The organism is Methylomonas rapida, assembly GCF_024360925.2.
Lineage (GTDB): Bacteria > Pseudomonadota > Gammaproteobacteria > Methylococcales > Methylomonadaceae > Methylomonas > Methylomonas rapida.
Map to the genome: position 1 here is coordinate 2,381,187 of NZ_CP113517.1, position 20,694 is coordinate 2,401,880.

The 20,694-nt window shown below is 50.9% G+C and carries 24 protein-coding genes; 6 read left to right on the forward strand and 18 right to left on the reverse strand.

Annotated features, from left to right (window positions below; translation table 11 throughout):
• Positions 1-635: 635 nt before the first annotated feature.
• The 3 genes from NM686_RS11285 to NM686_RS11295 are packed head-to-tail and all read right to left on the reverse strand — an operon-like array spanning position 636 to position 3,453.
• Entirely contained in the window at positions 636-1,739 is a 1,104-nt protein-coding gene (locus NM686_RS11285; protein ID WP_255187970.1) for a zonular occludens toxin domain-containing protein, read from the reverse strand.
• Positions 1,736-2,008: a DUF2523 domain-containing protein gene (locus tag NM686_RS11290; RefSeq protein ID WP_255187960.1), complete on the reverse strand. Its 273-nt coding sequence runs from the start codon at positions 2,006-2,008 to the stop codon at positions 1,736-1,738. Before NM686_RS11290 ends, NM686_RS11285 begins: the two co-directional genes overlap by 4 nt.
• Positions 2,008-3,453, reverse strand: a complete 1,446-nt coding sequence (locus NM686_RS11295) for a virulence factor TspB C-terminal domain-related protein (protein WP_269021741.1) — start codon at positions 3,451-3,453, stop codon at positions 2,008-2,010. Before NM686_RS11295 ends, NM686_RS11290 begins: the two co-directional genes overlap by 1 nt.
• Before the next feature lie 146 nt (positions 3,454-3,599).
• Here NM686_RS11295 and NM686_RS11300 point away from each other — a divergent pair, with 146 nt between their 5' ends.
• Positions 3,600-4,934, forward strand: a complete 1,335-nt coding sequence (locus NM686_RS11300) for an IS1380 family transposase (RefSeq protein WP_255188233.1) — start codon at positions 3,600-3,602, stop codon at positions 4,932-4,934.
• A 248-nt stretch (positions 4,935-5,182) separates the two neighbouring features.
• Here NM686_RS11300 and NM686_RS11305 read toward each other — a convergent pair whose 3' ends face one another.
• The 8 genes from NM686_RS11305 to NM686_RS11340 all read right to left on the reverse strand — a co-directional run bounded on the left by NM686_RS11305 (position 5,183) and on the right by NM686_RS11340 (position 9,039).
• A complete protein-coding gene (locus tag NM686_RS11305; RefSeq protein ID WP_255187972.1) occupies positions 5,183-5,524 on the reverse strand; it encodes a hypothetical protein in 342 nt (113 codons plus the stop codon).
• Between the two features lies 1 nt (position 5,525).
• Positions 5,526-6,092: a hypothetical protein gene (locus NM686_RS11310; protein WP_255187973.1), complete on the reverse strand. Its 567-nt coding sequence runs from the start codon at positions 6,090-6,092 to the stop codon at positions 5,526-5,528.
• Positions 6,093-6,142: 50 nt separating this feature from the next.
• Positions 6,143-6,469 carry a major capsid protein gene (locus tag NM686_RS11315; protein ID WP_255187963.1) on the reverse strand — a complete coding sequence of 109 codons (327 nt, stop codon included), beginning with the start codon at positions 6,467-6,469 and terminating at the stop codon, positions 6,143-6,145.
• Positions 6,456-6,776: a G5P family DNA-binding protein gene (locus tag NM686_RS11320; RefSeq protein WP_255187964.1), complete on the reverse strand. Its 321-nt coding sequence runs from the start codon at positions 6,774-6,776 to the stop codon at positions 6,456-6,458. Before NM686_RS11320 ends, NM686_RS11315 begins: the two co-directional genes overlap by 14 nt.
• Before the next feature lie 25 nt (positions 6,777-6,801).
• The gene (locus NM686_RS11325; RefSeq protein ID WP_269021740.1) at positions 6,802-7,989 is read right to left on the reverse strand and encodes a phage/plasmid replication protein, II/X family; all 1,188 of its coding nucleotides are present in this window, start codon (positions 7,987-7,989) and stop codon (positions 6,802-6,804) included.
• A gap of 176 nt (positions 7,990-8,165) precedes the next feature.
• The gene (locus NM686_RS11330) at positions 8,166-8,381 is read right to left on the reverse strand and encodes a hypothetical protein (protein WP_255187966.1); all 216 of its coding nucleotides are present in this window, start codon (positions 8,379-8,381) and stop codon (positions 8,166-8,168) included.
• Positions 8,378-8,668 (reverse strand): hypothetical protein, encoded by a 291-nt coding sequence (locus NM686_RS11335; protein WP_255187967.1) that lies wholly within the window; start codon positions 8,666-8,668, stop codon positions 8,378-8,380. The genes NM686_RS11330 and NM686_RS11335 overlap by 4 nt, the downstream gene beginning before the upstream one ends.
• Positions 8,665-9,039, reverse strand: a complete 375-nt coding sequence (locus tag NM686_RS11340; RefSeq protein ID WP_255187968.1) for a DUF7673 family protein — start codon at positions 9,037-9,039, stop codon at positions 8,665-8,667. The genes NM686_RS11335 and NM686_RS11340 overlap by 4 nt, the downstream gene beginning before the upstream one ends.
• Positions 9,040-9,134: 95 nt before the next feature.
• On the opposite strand from NM686_RS11340, the gene NM686_RS11345 reads away from it, so the two are divergent.
• Positions 9,135-9,341 carry a hypothetical protein gene (locus NM686_RS11345; RefSeq protein ID WP_255187969.1) on the forward strand — a complete coding sequence of 69 codons (207 nt, stop codon included), beginning with the start codon at positions 9,135-9,137 and terminating at the stop codon, positions 9,339-9,341.
• Between the two features lie 356 nt (positions 9,342-9,697).
• The gene (locus NM686_RS11350) at positions 9,698-11,356 is read left to right on the forward strand and encodes an FHA domain-containing protein (protein WP_255187975.1); all 1,659 of its coding nucleotides are present in this window, start codon (positions 9,698-9,700) and stop codon (positions 11,354-11,356) included.
• Positions 11,357-11,440: 84 nt separating this feature from the next.
• Here NM686_RS11350 and NM686_RS11355 read toward each other — a convergent pair whose 3' ends face one another.
• The 4 genes from NM686_RS11355 to NM686_RS11370 are packed head-to-tail and all read right to left on the reverse strand — an operon-like array spanning position 11,441 to position 15,107.
• Positions 11,441-12,247, reverse strand: a complete 807-nt coding sequence (locus tag NM686_RS11355) for an ABC transporter permease (protein ID WP_255187976.1) — start codon at positions 12,245-12,247, stop codon at positions 11,441-11,443.
• A complete protein-coding gene (locus NM686_RS11360; RefSeq protein WP_255187977.1) occupies positions 12,244-12,999 on the reverse strand; it encodes an ABC transporter ATP-binding protein in 756 nt (251 codons plus the stop codon). Before NM686_RS11360 ends, NM686_RS11355 begins: the two co-directional genes overlap by 4 nt.
• On the reverse strand, positions 12,996-13,961 hold the full coding sequence (locus NM686_RS11365; protein ID WP_269021742.1) for a PQQ-dependent catabolism-associated beta-propeller protein: 966 nt from the start codon (positions 13,959-13,961) through the stop codon (positions 12,996-12,998). Before NM686_RS11365 ends, NM686_RS11360 begins: the two co-directional genes overlap by 4 nt.
• A gap of 9 nt (positions 13,962-13,970) precedes the next feature.
• Positions 13,971-15,107 carry an ABC transporter substrate-binding protein gene (locus NM686_RS11370; protein ID WP_269022960.1) on the reverse strand — a complete coding sequence of 379 codons (1,137 nt, stop codon included), beginning with the start codon at positions 15,105-15,107 and terminating at the stop codon, positions 13,971-13,973.
• A gap of 169 nt (positions 15,108-15,276) precedes the next feature.
• On the opposite strand from NM686_RS11370, the gene NM686_RS11375 reads away from it, so the two are divergent.
• The 3 genes from NM686_RS11375 (at position 15,277) to NM686_RS11385 (ending at position 17,595) form a co-directional block, all read left to right on the forward strand.
• Positions 15,277-15,669, forward strand: coding sequence for a PilZ domain-containing protein (locus NM686_RS11375; protein WP_255187980.1), 393 nt, complete (start codon positions 15,277-15,279; stop codon positions 15,667-15,669).
• Between the two features lie 16 nt (positions 15,670-15,685).
• Entirely contained in the window at positions 15,686-16,516 is an 831-nt protein-coding gene (locus NM686_RS11380; protein ID WP_255187981.1) for an MOSC domain-containing protein, read from the forward strand.
• Positions 16,517-16,677: 161 nt separating this feature from the next.
• Positions 16,678-17,595, forward strand: a complete 918-nt coding sequence (locus tag NM686_RS11385; protein ID WP_255187982.1) for an OmpA family protein — start codon at positions 16,678-16,680, stop codon at positions 17,593-17,595.
• 163 nt (positions 17,596-17,758) lie between these two features.
• On the opposite strand, the gene NM686_RS11390 is transcribed toward NM686_RS11385, so the two are convergent.
• From NM686_RS11390 to NM686_RS11400, 3 genes are read right to left on the reverse strand one after another with little or no spacing between them, the layout of a single operon-like run.
• Complete coding sequence (locus tag NM686_RS11390) at positions 17,759-19,597, reverse strand: Hsp70 family protein (RefSeq protein ID WP_255187983.1); 1,839 nt, start codon at positions 19,595-19,597, stop codon at positions 17,759-17,761.
• Positions 19,594-20,256, reverse strand: coding sequence for a DUF2760 domain-containing protein (locus NM686_RS11395; protein ID WP_255187984.1), 663 nt, complete (start codon positions 20,254-20,256; stop codon positions 19,594-19,596). Before NM686_RS11395 ends, NM686_RS11390 begins: the two co-directional genes overlap by 4 nt.
• A gap of 12 nt (positions 20,257-20,268) precedes the next feature.
• Positions 20,269-20,655, reverse strand: a complete 387-nt coding sequence (locus tag NM686_RS11400; RefSeq protein WP_255187985.1) for a hypothetical protein — start codon at positions 20,653-20,655, stop codon at positions 20,269-20,271.
• Between the last annotated feature and the right edge of the window lie 39 nt (positions 20,656-20,694).

The following is a 20,694-nucleotide window of genomic DNA, read 5'->3' on the forward strand; positions in this document are numbered from 1 at the left end:
GTGGATTGGGAAAATAGAGATATATTAGAGAAAAACCATGTAACTGATAAAAAAAGACTTTCCTGAAACTTTGGACCAAGAGTCCACTGGTTATAGTACGTGGACTCTCCCGGACAGCTGGCAGGCTTCGAAAAGGGAAACTTCGCATAATGCAGAATATATAAAAAAGCCCTGTTGGGAAGTCATTTTCCAACAGGGCTTTTATACATATTCTCGTCACATTATGCGAAGTAGCCGGCGCCGGCGAAATCTGACCTGGTCAGGCCTTTGAAGCGTTTTCAAGGTAGATATCGCGACGCGCGTAAACGCGCATCGATGAAGCAGTAAGTCTCCAAAAGCTCGCGCTAAAAAGTCCTGTTCGGCTTCCGCCTCACTGTTTACGCCCGGCTAGGGAAATGGCACGAAATAACTACGAGCGGGCTATTTTGCGCGAAAACGCAAGCGGTGTAGCCAATCCGTCAGGCGCTACAGCAAGGACGGGCTGCTAGCCCGTTAAGGCGCGAACACGATCACTCTCAAAAGGGTTTTTAGGGTGGAATGTATGCGGCGGAAAGGATGCGAGGCCCGCGGATCGCCGTGCTAAAGCTCGGCGATCCTCCCGAAGGTCTACGGTAATTAAGGTAACGTTACGTTAATTAAGGCTGTACAGGCTTAACCTCGGCTACTTGGGAAACCGGTAATGTTTTTGCCGGCATGTCAGCCGAATGCGGGGATGATTGCAAGCCGACATAAGGATTGAAATGCAAATTCATCATGTGTTCGTGACATTGCTCCCAAGTGACAGGGTAAGGCGTGGCTTGTTGTGTGTAGCATTTGCACGAGGTTTTAGTGGCAATGCAACCCGCTAAAACCGGAACGGCGGTCACCTTGAGCAACTCGGCATAAGCAGGAGCCGTTTCAGGATGATTAGGAACGGCCGGCGTAAAGTCCGGCGTCTTGATCATCGGTTGTACGGCGGACGCGCCCCCCGCGCCCGCTCCTGCCGTCGCTGTCGCGGGTGTCACGCCCACCGCGGACGGATTGTCGGTAGACGCCGGCTGGATAGCCTGATTAGGGTTTGAAAATTCATTGATCCGGTGATAAATCCGATAGCCAATAATGGCCAATACCAAGGCGCAAAAACACAACACATAAAAGCTCAAAGGCTTGCGCTTATTGAGCTTGGTGTGCAGTGATGCGGACTTGTAAAGTTTAAAGATTTGCTTGGGGAGCTTATAAGGCCTGATGACCGCATCACCACGAGAAGTCACATTTTGCCGGCATTCGGGGAATTCGTATTCCGTGCGACCACGCCAATTGGCGACCAGATGAATATGACGACCTACCAGCAAACGCACATTAGAATGAAAGAGATGGGGGCCTTGACTGATCAGCCAAAAATCAAGACCTTTATGCCGATGCGTTTCAAGCGCGGCAATTTCTTCAGGCAAGGCTGACGCGGAGTTGGTTGGACGCCAAACCCGCTGCACTTCGTCAAGAACAATTAAACTGCCATCGGTGGCCCAATAAGGCCAATCTTCGACCAGGTAAATAACTTTGCCCTCATTCTGCATTTGCTCTAGATCGAAAGAGCGGCAATGCTCACAAAGTTCTGACGTACAAAAAACAGGTTCATGGGCCACTTTAAGATCAGGGATACCATGCACATAAATTTTGCGCTGAGAAGGCAAGCGAGTAAGTTCCTGAACGGTCCAAGCGGTTTTGCCGGCACCAGGAGTGCCAGTAATCAACGTAATCATAAAGGCCTCAATTTTTTAATAGCCATCATGGCGGCGCGGGTAGTCAAACCCGCAGCCAAAATGCCCAAGAACTGCCCTACCCCGCCCAAATTCAGCAATTGCAAGATAGTTGGATCGATCAAGGCGAACTTGGCTTGAGCCTGGGCAATAACAGACGAAGCAAAGGCAGTCAAAGCCGCATAAGAAATCAAGCCAAAGCCAAGGGATACCAGGACACGAGCGGCCAAAGTGCCGGTAATAGATAGCAAAAAAGCTGCAATGGTATTCATCAATCACGTACCCCACCTAAAACAAACCAGCCAGCCATAAGCCAACCCACGGCAATCAAGACCGGTGCTAATGACGATAGAAACTGACAAACCGGCGCGTAACTAAAAACCGCACCCGAGAGAAAGTGACCTGCTACAGCAACGTCGGCGGGGCAGCTGCCAGATCCCCAGCTTGTCGAAGTGAAAGAAGCGTTAACCGGGGTAGTAGTCAAGGTTTCAGGAGATTGAATGGTGCCAAGTTTCAAACAACCAACGGCATCAGGGTATTTATCACAATCGGTCAACTGTTCGGATTCGACAGGTTTTGTTGATGTGTCGCTACCGTAGGCAATAGCCGAGGTTGAGGTTGTGGTAACACCTGTAACGCCATCCGTTATAGCTTGAGTTTGGGCAGAAGTTTTAGACACGTCGAAAGCATCACCGGCAGCGGTTGGTGCGATTGAATAGGTATCGGTTGTTGTAGTCACCGCCGTCATTGGGTGGCTGGTTGCCTGATCAAAATATGAGCGAGTCTCAGTTGTAGGCGGAGCCGTGACAGTGGAAGGATCAGCAGATTCTGCTTTGGGCTCTTCGTCAGTAGTCGGCGGAAATCCTTGTCCAATCAATTCATCAAGCAAAGACGGGATTTTTTGCTCTTTATTTGGCCCGTTTAATGTTTCGGCAATATCAGCCTCGAGAGTTTGACGGTTTGCAGGCTCATTGATGACCGATCCAACACACATTCCGGTAACGCTATCGTATGTTGACGGCGCTGTGCAGGTTGGGGCAATAGCGCATATCGCCTGTGTTTTGTCCCAATTAGACCCCGCAGGACACATAGTAGAATACGATATTATTCCCATGTAACCAATAAGGTTTCCACTAGAATAGAGTGAATAATAATCTTTTTGAGAGGCTGTATTACGAGAAGACCAGGCCGATGAAGAAAGGCTTAAGTTTGGAAAAACTTTTTTGAAGGCAGAGTTAAACGAACCATCACAATAAAAAGGGCCAGAAGCAATATTTTGCGCTACGCAATATTGACCAAGAGGCGTTGTTGTAGTTTGTGGCTGAGTAGGGTCAGGCGTTGTAACTTTTTCAAGAATTTCATTATAGACATAACTTATATCTATAACAGCAGCAACAGCAGCAGCACAGGCGAGTTTATTAAGCATACAACCGGCAGCAGCTTGAATAATAGCTTGAGTGGGCACAGCCTTAGAAACCGTAGCCGCCACCTTTTTTCCGGCAACGGATAAATCAAAAGAGGCCAAACCTTTTGCGCCACCCGTAGCAGAGTTATAAACAGAGGGCTTAGGTTTTAGAACATCACTATAAGAGACATTTGCATCTTTATTGTTGAGAACATAAACACCGGAGCCATTGGGAAAAAGACCCGACGCAAAAGAAGAAACAGGAATAATTAAAATAAAAATATAAATTAATGTAAGCCGAATATGATCCATGCCGCACCCGTAATAGCCATATAAACCGCAATTAAATAAAACCTGAATCCGTGACTTAAAAGGCCATCCACGGCCGCAACGCAATGATTTAAAACGCTTATTCTGGGATAATACCGCTATTCTTCCATTCACCCGGCGAGTGATTCATGAAGCGGTTTATCCTGGAGCAATCTGAAACTGAATTTTATACCAGCCATTCTGGATTAGCCTTGGTCGGTTTATGTTTGAATCAATATGGCCAGCTCAATCAGGCGCTGGAAAAAGGTATTCCGCTACGGCACGGTATTGCTCACGCCGATATTATCAAAAGCTATATAGGCACCCTTAGCCTGGGCAAAAGCGACTTCGAAGCCATCGAAAACCATCGCGACGACGACTATTTCAAAGCCGCGCTCGCCATTCATCAAGTACCCTCCAGCGCCCGCCTCAGACAGCGACTGGATGAACACGCCGACGCCTTATTACCGATCATTTATCAAAGCAACCTCGATTTTCTGGCTCACGCCCAGGTGCCGGTAACGCCGTTAGCCACAGGCCATGTCGCGTTGGATATCGATGTTTACCCCATGAACAACGAAAAAACCTGCAAAGAAGGCGTCTCCCGAACCTACAAAGGTTTTGACGGCTACGCCCCGATTGCCCTCTATCTGGGTAAAGAGGGCTGGTGTATTGGTAATGAACTGCGCGAAGGCAAGCAGCATTGCCAATACGAATTCCGCTATGCGCTGGAGCGCGGACTCGCCGCCGCGAAACGTTTGACGACTTTGCCTTTGTTGGTCCGGCTGGATGGCGGTCACGACGCGCTCGACAATCGCATCGACTTACACGAAGCCGATCAGGTCGATTTCATCATCAAATGGAACCCGCGTAAACAAGATGCCGACGCCTGGCTGGCCTACGCCGAACAACACGGCCAGTGGACCACACCGCGCGAAGGCAAACGCGTGGCCTTGTTCAGTGTCATGGAGCAACACACTCGCAACGGTAAAACCTATACCTGTCGCAGGGTCATGCAAATCACCGAGCGCACCATCACGGCTCAAGGCCAAGCCCTCGTGCTACCGGATATCGAAATCGAAGGCTGGTGGACCAGTCTGCCGGTGGCCGATTACGACGATGCCATGGTTATTGCCCTCTATCGCGACCATGCCACCGCTGAACAATTCCACAGCGAATTCAAGACCGATCTGGATATCGAGCGCCTGCCATCCGGCAAGTTTGCCACCAACGACCTGATCATGAGCCTCAGCGCCTATAGCTACAACATCCTGCGCTGGATAGGCCTGATCGGCTTGCTGGGCGAACAAAGCCCGGTCAGGCATCCTGCCAAGCGGCGGCGTATCAAAACCGTGATCCAGGAACTGATGTATCTGGCCGCGCGACTCATCCGTAGCGGGCACCGGCTGAAGCTGCGCTTTTCACAGAGCTGTCCCGGTTTCATCGCTTTTGAATCCACCTACGCCAAACTCGCCGCCGGCTAGCGACTGATCGCTCTGCCATCGATAGCACAACGCCGCAAATTCACAGTGGCTTGGGAATCCTGCGCCTAAAGTCCATCAAATTGAATCATGCAGGGAAAATATTCCAGATAATACGCTGCATTTCTAGCCGTTAAACTCGATTGCCCGGACCACACTTTTAAATTCAGCGAATTTTGGAAGAGTATGACGAATAAAAGGTCTGGCAATATGTGGAGTCACGGATTCAGGTAAAAATCAGGCGTCATTATTTACCCCCTAGCCCGCATGCTTTTAATAGCCCAGGCGGACGCCCAAACCAAGACCACCATCCAAGACACCTCAACCACATCGGATAGCGTCAAGCCAGAATAGTTATGGTGATAACCGACCGACGAACAGGACGGATAAGCGCGAGTAATGGAAACAATCACGGGCAATCCACCCGCAAAGGGTTGATAATTGAAAGTCAGATCGGCAGTCGTGCCGCTGATATTGGTAACGGCTACGCCACCCAATAGACCCGTATCAACCGCAATAAGACCGCGCGACAAATCAGCATCGGCGGCCTCCTGGGTTGTTGAATAACAATATCCTTCAAATAAACTAGGCATATTAATAGTTTTTGAATTTTCCAGTTCTTAACGATAAACGCGATTTAATTTGAGGATTGTTCTTTTGAAAATTCGATTCAAAATTCTTAAAGTATTCATCTGAATTTTTCTGGTGCTGTTGAAAACGGGATAGCTGTTTATGTGAAACACCGTATTTTGATTTGATTTGCTTAAAACTCTTTAATTCACGAACAATATTATTGGTTTTAGGCTTTTGATTAGTATTAGGTTTTTGTGTTTTTGCGGGAGCATTAAAGGCCGATGAACCAGGACGAGAATAATTAAAAGCCGCGCGTTGCCTTTTTTGCTGAATTTGACGTTTAACACCACCCGAACGATTAGCAATGTATTCTTGCTTCCAGGCTTTGCCATCGATATTAAAAAAGGCTTTATCACCGGCTTTATGAGCATTGCCGGCAGCGATTTTATATTGTTTATCGAACTCGGCGGCATAGGCCATTTGTTTAAATGAGCGCATGATAATTATGCCGACCAAAAAAGCAGCCGCAACGGCGATCAAATCCGGCACCATGCCGGTTAATTGATCGGTAATAGCTTCTTGAATCATAAAAAACTCCAAAAAAAAAGGCGGGGTTTTACCCCCGCCCATCAGCAAGATTAGCTTGCGCCACGTTGCATGAGTTTGAAGGCAGCAATCGCGATAATGGCGATCAGGAACAAGCCGGCCACAGTAGACGCATCGGTTTTAGCATCTTCCAAGGCGGTTGAAACATCGGCAGGCACAGCAGCAAAAGCCGAACCGATAGACGCGGAAACCAAGGCGGTACCAGCGGCAATTTTTTTATTCAGTTTCATAAGTAAAACTCCTAATTGGGATTGATAAAAACCACGCTTTTTTTGGGTCGGTGTGCATGGCGTGAATAACACCGGATCGGGCCTGACGATCAATGAATAACCATCAGAATCGAATTCAGGCACTTGCATTGGTTGCCGCCTTGGGCACGACAACCCGCAAATGCTTAATGTTGATTTCGGCGAGTTCGAGCGAGCCGAAGCGGCCAACCTGAAAAGCGTTATCGCCCAACAGATATTTGCCCTTGGCAATCGGGCCTATCTTGTCGCGCTCTTCCCGGTTCTGGGTGAAGGCATGACGAATTTTGAACTGCAAGGGATAACGGCTTTGGTCGGTAAACATCAAAGCCGGTTGTTCCAGCGTGTAATAGACGGTGCCATCTTTGCGGCTAACCAACTGATCGGCTAAAAGGTCTTCTGTCTCGATTTCAATATGCATGGTTTTTCCTCAACGGGAGTGGTGGTTAGGCCGCTTTGTAAAACGGCGGGAACTGTTCGCCGAAATTGATTTCGACATAACGGATAAAGGGGATGACTTCACATTGCAGGCCATCGCCTTTCAGGTTTTGCAGGACGGCGCGCGAAAGACCAACTTCGTGGAGCATTTCAATAGCACCCCAGAAAACGTTTTCAGATGTAGCGGTACGCCTTGCTTCAATCCATCCATCGGCTTTAATAGATCGAAAAACACGATACGCGGACATGGCTTTACCGTAAGTGATCTTGCCGGAACGAGCGTTTACGGTGGGAAATTTGGCTTTTAATGCTTTCTCTATCTCTTCATCTCTAATGATTCTCATCTGTTTACCCTCTAACGCTTTGAATAGGTCTTGTGTGGCTTCTTTCCAATATTTTTCGGCGTTGAAAACCCTGGACAACGAAAATAAGTTGTTATCGATCTGTCGCCGCTCGAACCAACGGGTTTTCAAGCTGACTTCCCATCGCACCATGCCTTTAGCCCAATCGAGCAAAGCATCGGTGTAATGCTCGGAGACCTTGTCGCCACGCTTTTTGAGCTTGGCTAATTGGTTCATGACTTCCAGGAGCTTGACGTAAACCTTGATTTTCTTGATACGGCTGTTGGACTTGCCGAAATAGGCGGTGCCGGCATAACCGGTACGGGCGCGGGTTTGGCCATTACTGACATTCTGCAAGGCGTTGACGAATTGCAAGGCTTCGTTTTCCGTCTTGCACCAAGAGTGATAGGTAATATCGACCTGTTCAACCGACCAATGCTTTTGCTCTAAATACTCGATGAGATGCGGATAAGTATCGATCAACAAATGAATCATCTTTTCAGCGCAGTACCAAATATTGTCAGAACCGAACAGGTTATGACCTTGGATGAGTTTGGCCGGGCTGGCTTTGATCTCGATGAAAAAGTCTTGAACATCGGCGTTTTTCTTGAAACTGTCGCGGAAGTCGAAAACCTTGAAGGCCATAGTCGAAAGACTGGAAGGGATGGACTCCCAGCGATGCGTCAAGGCGATTTCTTCGCCATGAGCATCAAGGGAGGATTCCAGCGGAATTTTCAAATCAGAAAGGCTGATACGGGTTTTTTGCACTTCATGCAACACAGGCAAGCCGTTTTCGGTCAATCCGGATTCAAACACTTGGCGGAATGGGCAACGAAGGACAAGCATGTCGATCATGACTAAAAATCAGTTATCGATACCAGAACGAGGACGTTCTTCGCATTCGTCACAGTGACAAACCAAACCACGCTTTAAGCGTTGGTCATGCAGATAGAGTTCCAAAAATGGCAAGAAATAGCCGGTCACTCGACCAACCACAAACGAAGGACAAGCATGTCGATCATGACTAAAAATCAGTTATCGATACCAGAACGAGGACGTTCTTCGCATTCGTCACAGTGACAAACCAAACCACGCTTTAAGCGTTGGTCATGCAGATAGAGTTCCAAAAATGGCAAGAAATAGCCGGTCACTCGACCAACCACAAAGGCAATGACTAAACCGATAAAAATACCGGCCAGATAGGAACCCTGAACAGCAATATCAATAGCAGATAGGCATTCGTTCATAGGTTGCTCTCCTGCCCTACTGATTCGGCGGACTGGACAGGAGAGCGGCCAACGTCCGCTATACCAGCTCTAAAAAATTGAATTTCCTGAATGGATTTATCGACAAGCGATTGCAGTTTAGGGAAATCGATAAACAACAAGCGAATGCCATCCAGGCGGGAAATGTGAAGATCACAAATGGATTGACGAAAAGGAATGGGTTGTAACTTTTCTTCACACAAAGAGCGAAAACAGTTTTCAACAATGAAATCCAAGGTTTCTTTAATGGTTTTTTGGGGAATGTTCATTTTGAAACCTCTTTAGCCCAGGCTTCGAACAGTTCAGAACCATTGTCAAAATAAAGATGAATCTCTTGCACCGTAGCACGCGCGTCCATAGTCAAGACATCGATACAAGCAGTGAATAAATCGGAATCCAAACCGCGCAATCTGGTCAGGTCGAACGGGAAGCGATGGCCGTTATACAACCCCAGTAAAAACAAGCGAACCGTGGCGGCTTGGCCGGTGTCACGTTTAGCGATGATAGACAAGCGTTTCAACGATGGAACGCCAACAGATAAAACCGCTTTACGCTCGATTTCAAAATTCGAGATTTGATTAAGGAAATCCGTAACAGCTTGAGGTTGTTCGGGAGTGTCTTGGTGATCGGTAGTGTTCATCGGTTGGCCTCAATGATTCTTAGAACTTAGAAACGAGGCTTTTTTTACATTCTTAGAAATTAGAAGTCAAGAAAAAAGTAAACAGAATGCAGAATATGAGAACTAAAGAACACGAGAACAAAGACATGCCAAGCAAACACATCGACGACAAAACATGGAGAAAAATTCAGGACTTAACAGTAAAAACTGTTATAGCAACCCAAAAACCAATCAAAGAAACAGAAGTACTAGCCTATGTGATTAAGAGAGGCCTGGAAGAAGTGAATGTTGAAGAATTAAAAACATTAGGAAAAGACAAATAGTCTAACGGATTTAACTGAGTGGATTGGGAAAATAGAGATATATTAGAGAAAAACCATGTAACTGATAAAAAAAGACTTTCCTGAAACTTTGGACCAAGAGTCCACTGGTTATAGTACGTGGACTCTCCCGGACAGCTGGCAGGCTTCGAAAAGGGAAACTTCGCATAATGCAGAATATATAAAAAAGCCCTGTTGGGAAGTCATTTTCCAACAGGGCTTTTATACATATTCTCGTCACATTATGCGAACTAATTTATTGAGGTCTCCGGTATCGCTGGCACACATTCAAAGCCTCTTTGTCTTCTAGCCGGTCTAGGCATACAATCAAGCCCATTTCATGAGCTCCGTATCCGACGATGGATGACGACAAAACCCGAATCAGACCAGCTACCGTCTTGAATGCCGGTATCGACGACGACCGCACGACCTTACTGCGTCCAATCCATGAAGCACTGCAGATCGATTTATTGGATGCTCAGGGCAATCAAATCGGGCATTTTTCGCTATCGGCACCGATTAGCGTCGGTCGAGGCCAGGATAACGCGATTGTGATTTCACATGAGGTAGTCAGCCGGCATCATCTAATAATCAAAGCCGAAGCCGGCGCCTGGTGGGTGTATAACCTCAACAGCACCAACGGCGCCTATATTGATGGTCGCTTGATAGCCGACCGGGAACCCTTGCATTTGCCGGTGTTGATCGGTATCGGTGTCGGCGGTTTTTATCTTCGAGTCCTGCAACAGCAAACCGATGCAACCTTGGTTCCCACGCCACAAACTTCAGCACCCTCCACAACAGAGCCTCTTCCCTCTGTGCACCGTACCCTTTCACAGAACGACATCGAAGCACGCTTGTTGGCAGAGGAAGCTCCACCGGACATGGGTGACTACACCATGATGGCCCGACGGGTGATTCACCAAGACCGGGTAAAACAGGCAAAAAGCTATAAGAAAGTCATCTGGAGTTTGCTGGGCGTTTGTCTGGTTGTGGCGGGACTGGCTACCTATCAACATTTTGCACTGGAGAATACTCGCAAGCTCGCGTTGGATATGTTTTACGACATCAAAACCCTGGAGGTGAATCTATCGCAGGCCGACATCAAACTCGAAGAAAGCGCGACGGTATTGGAAGACACCCTAAAAGCCATCAATCAGGAAAAACTGCGCATTTCGCAGGAGCAATTAAAGACGCAACAAGAGCAAATTGCCGCGGAAAGACAGCGCATGCGTCTGGAACGGGAGCGGCTGGCCCAGATGAAAGCCAAGTATCGGCAATATGTGGAAGAAGCCAACAGCATGCGCCTGAGGTTCCCAACCGATACGGAGTATGAGAATCAACTGATCGCCAAGGTTGCGCGCGATTTGGGCGAAAGCGAATTGGAACTGCCCGAGGACTTCGTGGGCGAAGTCCGCAAATACATCGGTTATTGGCAAGGCACTTCTCGACTACAAAATAGCATACGCACCGTTGAACAAAACAATCTGTTACAGCCGGTCGTCGCTGCGCTGCAGAAATACGGCCTGCCGCTGTATTTTATTTATTTGCCATTGCAAGAAAGCAATTACGATATCCGCGCGATCGGCCCGGAAACCCGCTTCGGTATCGCCAAGGGCGCTTGGCAGCTGTTGGCCGGCACTGCCCAGGATTTCGGCGTTGCGCCGGGGCCGTTAGCGAATCTGCGAGAATTCGACGAGCAGGACGGCCGTTTCGATTTTACCCTGGCGACGCAAGCCGCCATCAAATACATCCGCAAGATATACGGCACCGAAGCCCAAGCTTCCGGTCTGTTGGTGATGGCAAGTTACAATTATGGCGACAACCGGGTCAGGGAGTTGATCAGGCAGATGCCGGACAATCCCAAGGAGCGGAATTTCTGGACTTTCCTGCAACGCTACGAATTACCCACGGAAACCCGGGATTATGTCTTCATGATTTTTTCCGCCGCCGTGATTGGCGAAGATCCGCAGCATTTTGGTTTTAAATTCAACCCGCCGCTGTATCCGTTCAAGTCCTGAAATACCATTGAGGCTTTGTACGCCATTGCCCCCCCGCTAACAGTTTTGGAAGATGGTGGTAATGGCGTCGAATGCACGAACAGTTTAGCCTCCACCACCCTTGCGCACCATCATGCCCTTGGAGGGGTTGTACCCCAGGATGGCCGCGCCGATGAACACGAAAAACGCGGCACTGGTAAAGATCAAGGCCTGTGCGTTGAACTGCTCGTACAACGCGAAGCGGATCAATTCGACGGCTTGCGAGAACGGGTTGTATTGCGCCAGCGTGTACAAAATCTCGCTGGATTCCTTGATTTTCCATAGCGGATAAAGCGCCGTGGACATGAAAAACAGCGGAAAAATCACGAAATTCATCACGCCGGCAAAGTTTTCCAGTTGCTTGATGAACGATGACAACAACAAGCCCAAGGCCCCCAGCATCATACCTACCAACACCAAGGCCGGCAGAATCCAGACATACCCCATCAACGGCGCCTGAATGTCATACAACCAGGCAATCCCCAAGAAGGCATAGGATTGCAATACACCGACTGCGGTGCCGGCGATCAATTTGCTGCACAGCAAAAACCAACGCGGCAACGGACAAACCATCAACATGCGCATGCTGCCCATCTCGCGGTCGTACACCATGGATAGCGAGCTTTGCATGCCGTTGAACAACTGGATCATGCCGATCAAGCCGGGCGTGATGTACACCTCGTAGAGAATATAGGTTTCATACGGCGGACTGATCGCGATGCCCAACGCGGCGCGGAAACCGGCCGCGAACACGAACAACCACACCAGCGGCCTAACCAGCGCGGAAACGAAGCGTTCGCGCTGGTGCAAGAAACGTAGCAGTTCGCGGCCTACGATGCCCGCCATCGCCCGCCAATAATGTAACACTCTCATGCTTTTGGACCTTTGTGCCCTGGAGGGTTTTGAGTCAATTTGTGGAATACCTCGCCCGGATCGGCGCTATTCGTGGCTTGCAATACCTCGGCCAGTTTTCCTTTGGCCTTGATCTGGCCCTGATGCAGCACGATCAGGCTGTCGTCGGCGGCGATTTCATCGATCAAATGCGTGGCCCACAGCACCGCCAGTTGTTCTTGTTTGACCAGTTCATGTACGTGTGCAACGATGGCTTGACGGCTCGGCAGATCCAAACCCACGGTTGGCTCATCCAGCAACAACAAGCTGGGATGGTGCAACAAAGCGCGGGCGATCTCCACCCGCCGTTTGTGGCCACCGTTCAGTTGCCTGACCTTTTCTCCGCGCCGATCGAACATATTCAGCCTTTCCAATTCTTCCTGAATGCGCGCGTCGGCGGCTTTGCGTCCGATGCCGTGCAGGGCGGCGTGGTAACGCAGGTTTTGCGTCACCGACAAATCCGGGTCCAGCGTGGTCTGCTGGAACACCACGCCCAGCTTAGCCAGCGCTTGCAGGCTTTGTTTCTTGACGTCGTACCCGCACAAGGCGATCCGCCCTTCCCTCGCGTCGTAAAGTCTGGTGATCAGCGAAAACAGTGTACTCTTGCCGGCGCCATTCGGCCCCAGCAAGATCGTGCATTCGCCGGTCGAGACCGTGAAATTGACGTTATCCAGGGCTTTTTTGCTGCCATAGGCAAAGCTCAAGCCTTGGACTTCCAACGCAAAATCCGTCATGGCTTGACCGCCACGCCCCAGGGATAGCGCCCAACGGCTACCGATTTGGTGACCTTGTGCTCCTCAAGATCGATGATCGAAATATCATTGCTGACGCCGTTGGTGGTATAGAGCCGTTTTTGATCCGGCGAAAACGCCAGATTCCAGACCCTTTGTCCGACCAGCAGGTATTTTTCAACCTGCAAGGTTTGCGCGTTGATCACCGCGACCCGGTTGGCCGGCCCCATCGCCACATAAGCGTAACGGCGATCTTTATCGATCACGACGCCGACCGGCTGAATCTGCTCGTCATTTACCCCTTGAACCTGCAGTTTGATGGTTTGCAGGATTTGCTTGCTGGCGGTATCCAGCACCATCACGGTGCCGGCCATTTCCGAAGTTGCCCAGAGCTGTTGACTGTCGGCGGTAAAGCTGACGGCGCGCGGACGCGGGTCGACCAGGGTATTTTCGACGATTTTGCGGCTCTTGGTGTCTATCCAGTGCAGCATGTTGGTGGTTTCCGACGCGCTGATCGCCCATTGATTATCCGGGCTGACCGCGATACCTTCCGGCTCGACACCGACCTTGATCTTTTCGACGGCTTTCTTGCTGGTGATGTCGATCACAGTGACTTCGCTGTCGTCTTCATTGGACACATACATCAGTTTGCCATCCGGGCTGACGGCGAAGGTTTCCGGGTCTTCGCCGGACGGCAACTTGCCGGTTTCCTTCAACGTTTCGCTATCGATGATCTTGATGGTGTCGTCGTCGCTGGTGGCGACAAACAGCGTCTTGCCGTCCTGGCTGATCGCGATGCCGCGTGGACGCTGGCCGACAGGCGCGGTTTTGAGCAATTTTCCCTCCGCTGGATCGACCACGGCTATAGCGTTGTCTTTTTCCAGCGTGACAAACACGGTTTCGGCTTCGGCAAAACCGGCACATAGTAAGGCGGCCGCAAGCGCGGTGGGTTTGAATATCTGCATGGTCATTCCTTATTTACAGTTGGTTTCGGGTTGATCGTAACCCAAGGTATCGAGTTCGGATTTCGGGTGCAAAAAGCCATCCAGTGGAGCCACCCCGACCAATGAGCGCGGAGCGGCCAGTAAAATCGGCTGCCTCAGCTGATTGTCCCACGGACGGAACGACAAGGGCTTGCCCTTGTAACCTTGCAACGCAAAGGCATCGGATAGCATGTAATCCTTGATCGCCTGTACTTGGTTGGATTTGGCGCGAACGCTGGCCTCGCCGATTGCCCGTACCGCCAGGTAAGCAGCATAGTCTTCTTCCTCCATCCAGCGCCCCGCCTGCTCCTTGAAACGGTTTTGCAGCTGCACGGCGCCCCATTGTTCATGGGTCCGGTGCCAGGCCGTGGCGATCAAGCCTTGCGTGCCGATCACGGGACGCGGTAGCCAGGTGCGGTAATCCAGATACTCGCCGAACAGGCCTTGTTCGTCGGCCACCACCAATACGTCATAATCTTCGCCTTGAGTAAATACCGGCACATCGGATTGAGCGGTTCGGCGGGCATCGTAAGTATTGTCCCAGGCTTTTTCCGCCACGATTTTCATGCCGAAACGTTTGCCGGCACGCTTGATCGCCGCGGCGAACAATTGATCTTCGCCAGTCGGCCCCACCACCAGAAACCATTTTTGCCAGCGTTTTTTCAGCATGTATTGCGCCAGCGCATCGGCGCGCATCGCCCGGCTGGGCAATAGATGCAAGACATGATGACGGCAATTCGTGCCGCGCAATTCGTCATCGCGACTTACGGCGTCGAACAGCAATTTATGTTGAGCGGCGGGTAAATCGGCCAGTTGATTGATTTGAGCGGCATTGACATTCAACACGACCAGACCAATATCATCCCCCAGTTGGTTGAATGCCTGCATTAGATCGCCATCTATGGGCACCACGACTTTTTTCAGTTCATAATGCTGGCCAGTAAATTGACCGGTAGTGTTGTTATCGCTGATCGCCAATTCGGCGCCGAGCTGACCTTTGTTCTGAATGAAGGGGTCCAGGTTGGACAGGGCCGCGGGCACTGCCCTTTCCTGGGAAAGATAGGCAATTTTAATCATTTGTTTATCGGCGGCATTGGCAGTACACAGCCACATGAGCCCAACCAACATTAACAGGACTGGAAACTTTTTAGTCATTGTCGTCTGCAAGAATTTTTGGAAAACCAATTTTAACGGATAAATCTTGTGACAGCTTCCCGAATAATCCTGAAAGCCGCTATTGAAATTTGCCACCCAAGCGTTAATACTTAGCCCATTTCTCTGGTTCGGTCCGATCGAAATGCCTGATAACAACGACTTTGATGATTTTGATGACCTGAATCATGACATAGAGCTTGACAGCCTGTTGTTGAACAAGCGCATTTCCGTGCGCTATCGCCGCAATGACATCAAAGCCATGATAAAAACCCACAGCCTGTTTTTTCCGAAGCTGTTCCGGGTCAATTTAATCGACATCAGTAGCAAAGGTGCCGCCGTGCAAAGCGATAACAAATTAAAACTCAAATCCCGCATTACGTTCTTTTTACAATTTGCCGATGGCAAACGCTTCACCATCAATGCGTCCGTCGCACATGTGCATTCGGCACCGCGTTATGGCTTGAAATTCGACCTGTATCAAGGCGAACTCGCCGAACATCTGCTCCATACCCAAACCGATTTGGAATTCGGTTAAATCTGGCGCTCATCAAATGCCGATTCTCAGTCAAATCTTTCTCTACCCGATCAAATCCTTGGCAGGCATCCAAGTCCAAAGCTGGCTGGTGGACAAAAACGGTTTACGTTATGACCGCAAATGGATGCTGGTTGATGAAGATGGCCAATTCATGAGTCAACGCCGCTTACCTCAAATGGCATTGATCAAGACCCGTATCGAACAAGACCATCTGATTGTCTCGGCTGCCGGCATGGAGGACATGCGTTTGGCATTGCAACCCGATGGCGGCGATGACATCGAAGTCATTATCTGGCACGACCGCTGCGCCGCAAAAATCGTTTCCAAACAGGCGGATGAATGGTTCAGCGAGTTCCTAAATACAAAATGCAGTTTGGTTTATCACCCCGACGGCAGCACGCGCCAAGTCGATCAACGTTACGCAAAGCGCGATGACCAAACGGCTTTTGCCGACGGATTTCCGTTTTTGATTACCGCTGAAAGTTCTTTGCAAGCACTGAACGAAGCCATGCCGTTCGCAATCGGCATGAACCGTTTTCGCCCGAACTTGGTGATTTCGGGTTGCGACCGTTATGCCGAAGACAGCTGGCGCAGAATTCGCGTCAACGACATCGAATTCCGGCTGCCCAAACCCTGTTCGCGCTGTTCGGTACCCGGCATAAATCCGGATACGGCCATCAGTGACAAGGAAACGCTGCTTATGCTGAGCAGACTGCGCAAATGGGAAAACCGGGTATATTTCGGGCAAAATGCCCTGCACGACAGCCTTGGCGAACTCGCGGTCGGCAATGCTGTCGATGTTCTTGAAACAGGCAGCCGACAACCTCCCGTAAACGTGGAATTTTGAAATCGTGGCGTTTCGGTAGCCCATTAACACAATCGAATATTAAGCAGAAGTTAAGCAAGCTTGATAAAAATCCCCCCAACTTCAAGACATACGAAGACAGCGTCGGATACCGCAGGACTGGCTTCATTTTTTCTTTTTTAACTGAAAATCAGGACAACGACATGAACAAAAAATTATTGTTAACCGGCATCGGCGTGGCTTTATTGGCGGGTTGTACCACCAATCCCTACACCGGCCAGTCCAGCATCAGCAACCTGGGCAAGGGAGCCGGTATCGGCGCCGCCGTGGGTGCCGGCGCGGGTACTTTATTTGGCGGCAATGACTTGCAAAACGCGGGTTGGGGTGCGCTGGCCGGCGCTGCACTCGGTGCGGGTGTTGGTTATTACATGGATAAACAAGAAGAAGAAATGCAACAATCGTTGCAAGGCACCGGCATTCAGGTACAGCGCACGGCGGAAAATACCTTGACGCTGAACATGCCCAGCACCAGTAACGTGACCTTCGCCTTTGCCAAGTCCGATTTGAGCTTCGAAGCGCAAAACGCTCTGAATTCCGTGGCGCAAGTACTGAACAACTACCCTGATTCAACCATCATGGTCGCCGGTCATACCGATGATGTGGGTTCGGACGCCGATAACCAACGTCTATCGGAAGCGCGAGCTACCAGCGTCGCCAATTATCTTGCTCAACGCGGCGTCAATCCGATACGGATTTCAAAGCAAGGCATGGGGGAAAGCCAGCCTAAAGTCCCCAACACTAGCGATGCCAACCGCGCGGTCAATCGCCGGGTAGAATTGTCCATCATTGCCAATCAAAATGCCGGCGCCAGTCAACAGCAGCAACAGCAACAAGCTCCGCAAGGCTATCAGCAGCCTCAAGGCGGCTACCCGCAACAGCAATATCCGCAACAGGGTTACCCTCAACAACAGTATCCACAACAAGGCTATCCACAACAGCAGTACCCGCAGCAGGGCTACCCTCAGCAACAATATCCGCAACAACAATATCAGTATCCACAGCAACAGCAGCCTTACCAGCAACAAAACTACCCGCAGCAAAGCTATCCTTATTACCGTTGATAGCTAACGCACGGACCTAAAAAAGCCGGGTTGAGGTTTGTTCGACCCGGCTTTTTTGTTGTCGTTTCCGCCGCGCTAGCCTGTTGGAAGCCCTCAGATTCGAGTTGCAAAAAAGCTAAAGCTTTTTCACTCCGGGCAATTCAACCGTGTGGATTGACCGCGATCACTCCTCGCCGGCTCGCACGTCGAATTCGATTTTCCAGCGCTTGCCGTCGCGATTGGAGACAGCCCTCAGCTCCAAGGTACCGACTTCGGTCACCGCCGAGGACAAATGCACCGGCACTATCTCGCCCGCCGAGCCGCCTTCTTCCGGCAGCGTGATTTCAATCTCGTCCAACTCTTCCAGCTCGTCTGCGTTCCAGCTTTCCAGCCGCGCCCCCACCGTGTCTTCACGGCGGGTTTTCGAGCCGAAGAACCGAAAACGCACGGGTTCACCGATGATCAAGCCAAATTCGTCATTCGGCAGCTCTTGCTCGGTACCCTCTTCCATGCCAAACGGCGCGATACACAAGGCTTCGATTTCCGGCGGCAAACCCGGAACGGCCGGCATCGCACTTTCCACGCCAACATAATAAGACGCGGCGGTGCCGCCCTTGATGCGCACACCTTTGCCCTGACGGACGAAACCGTAATAAGCCGCGCCGCGCGCCACGGCCAAATCCAGATCGGCACCCTGCAGCAAACGGGCCTCCGGGGCCTGCTCGCCCTGCAGCCAGCCGTTCAAGATAGCCATCAATCGATCGGCCAGAACCCCGGCTTTCAATACACCGCCGTTGAACAACACCGCGGTGGGGTGCAGAAAGCTGGCGTTTTCCGCCGGCGTATGCCCCAGTTCCATGGTAGCGTCTTTTTGCCTGGATAAAAACGCCGCCAGATGACGGGTGATCCCGGCGTCCTGCGCGTAAGGAAGACCCGCCGAGCGCAAACCGCTACGCGGCCTGACCACTGGCTTGTCGCCAGCCGCCACTCGCGGCAAAAAGCCTTCGACCAGTATTTGGTTCAATTCGTCGCGGGTCAATTCGGTGCGCAAGGTACCACCGATCAACGACGAACCCCGAGACGCCACGACCAACGGCATGCTGACAAGATCTGGCTGGTTGAACAATTTTTCCTTGGCTTCGCGGCAACCATGGGTCAAGGCCTGCAGTTGCCAGGATTCCAGTTTTTTCTGGCTTTCCTGTTCCAGTTTGGCTTTGACCGTGTAGGCTAGGGCCAAATCCATGTTATCGCCTCCCAGCAGGATATGATCGCCGACCGCGACCCGGGTCAGTTGCAGATTGCCGTCCTGCTCCGTCACCGCTATCAAGGACAGGTCGGTGGTGCCGCCGCCGACGTCCACGACCAGGATCACATCGCCGACCTTGACGTGATTACGCCAGTCGCCCTCGCTTTTTTCTATCCAGCTATACAAGGCCGCTTGCGGCTCTTCCAGCAGCACCGCCTGCCCCAAACCGACATGGCGCGCCGCTTCCACGGTCAATTCACGCGCCGCCGGATCGAACGAGGCCGGCACGGTGATCGTTACATCCTGTTGTTGCAGAGGGTAATCCGGAAACTGATGGTTCCAGGCATCGCGCAAATGCTGCAGATAAGCCTTGGTCGCCGCGAACGGCGAAATCCGCTGCACGTCTTCCGGTGCCTCGGCCGGCAAAATGGCCTGCTTGCAATCGACGCCGGCATGGCATAACCAGCTCTTGGCGCTGGCGACCAATCTGATCGGGGTTTTGCTGCCCATATTGCGGGCAATCTCACCGACCAGATGCTCCGGTTTCGCGGTCCAGGGCAAGCTGGTTTCGCCTTCGCCGATTTCGGCGGGGTGAGCCAAATAGGTAAAAGACGGCAATTGGGCCTTTTCTTCTATCGTACCCGGACTCGTCAATTGCGGAACGGCCATGACCGTCAACACGACTTGATCGTCGGCCGCCGTCAAGTCGACATAGGACAATACGCAGTGTGTGGTGCCCAGATCGATGCCGACCGAATAACGCGCTGGGTTACTCATAGCTCCACCTCGGCAGCGGCGATGATCCTGGCATTATGACCTTCGGTCAGTTTCGGCAAACGCAAGTCGGTCACTTGCCAGCCTTTATGCACCAGCGTACCGGTAAAAGGCGCTTCGCCAACGATGTTGCCCGTCAGACGGAATGAGGCGGCATCAAAGCCTTTGTTCAGTGTGACCCGGCTGCCCTCTTGATCCTGGCTGACCGGTGCCAAGGTGAAATGTTCCTTGATCACCTTACTGCAGCCTTGATGCACGACGCGCGCCGCCGCGCCGATGTCGGCATCGGAAAATACGCTGACGTCTTCCTTGATGAAATCGATGAAGCGGGCTTCTTTTTGCAGCAGACTCAACAATTGCAAGGCTGCATCGGGAGTGGCTTCTTTCAGGATTACGGGTTCCGGCGCCGGCGCCTGCACGATTTTTTCGACTTCGACGATCTTCTCGACGATTTTTATTTCCGGCTCGGGCTTGACGACCGGCGCTGCCGGCACGGGTTGCGACACGGGTTCGGCGCGTCTGCAACGACGCATGCCCAGCACTACCGAAATCAGCACGACGATCAACAACAAGGCCAGCACGGCAACGGTGCCGGCCAGACAGACGTGCCACAAATCGAACGTGGTGGGTCGCAAGGATAAATCAATGATATAGGTATTCATAAGTCAAGTCAGTTATTGTAGTTGGCCGGATTTTCTTGCAGCTTCTTGGTACATCAGTTCCTGCAGCAAATTGCGAGTGACCTGGATTCTCAATTTTTTCATATGCCGATCGGCCACGACGCCAGGCACCTTGACATCGATATAGACTTTGCGCATCTCGCCCAGGCTTGGTTCGCACGATTTAATGATCTCATCGGTGGCATGGCGGCTTTCCATCTTGGCAACTTCCGGTTTTTGCATCGCATCGACCACGCATTTTTTATAGATAAACTGTGCTTGCTGAATCTTTTGGATGGTTTCCTCGTTCAAACTGGTTTCATTCCACTCTTCTTCAGCAGCGTCTGCGGCGAAAGCCAAATTGGCAGCTAACAGCAGCGCAGCGATTAATGAATATTTCATTACTTAACTCCATGGCTTAAAAATCGTTTACAGGGGATT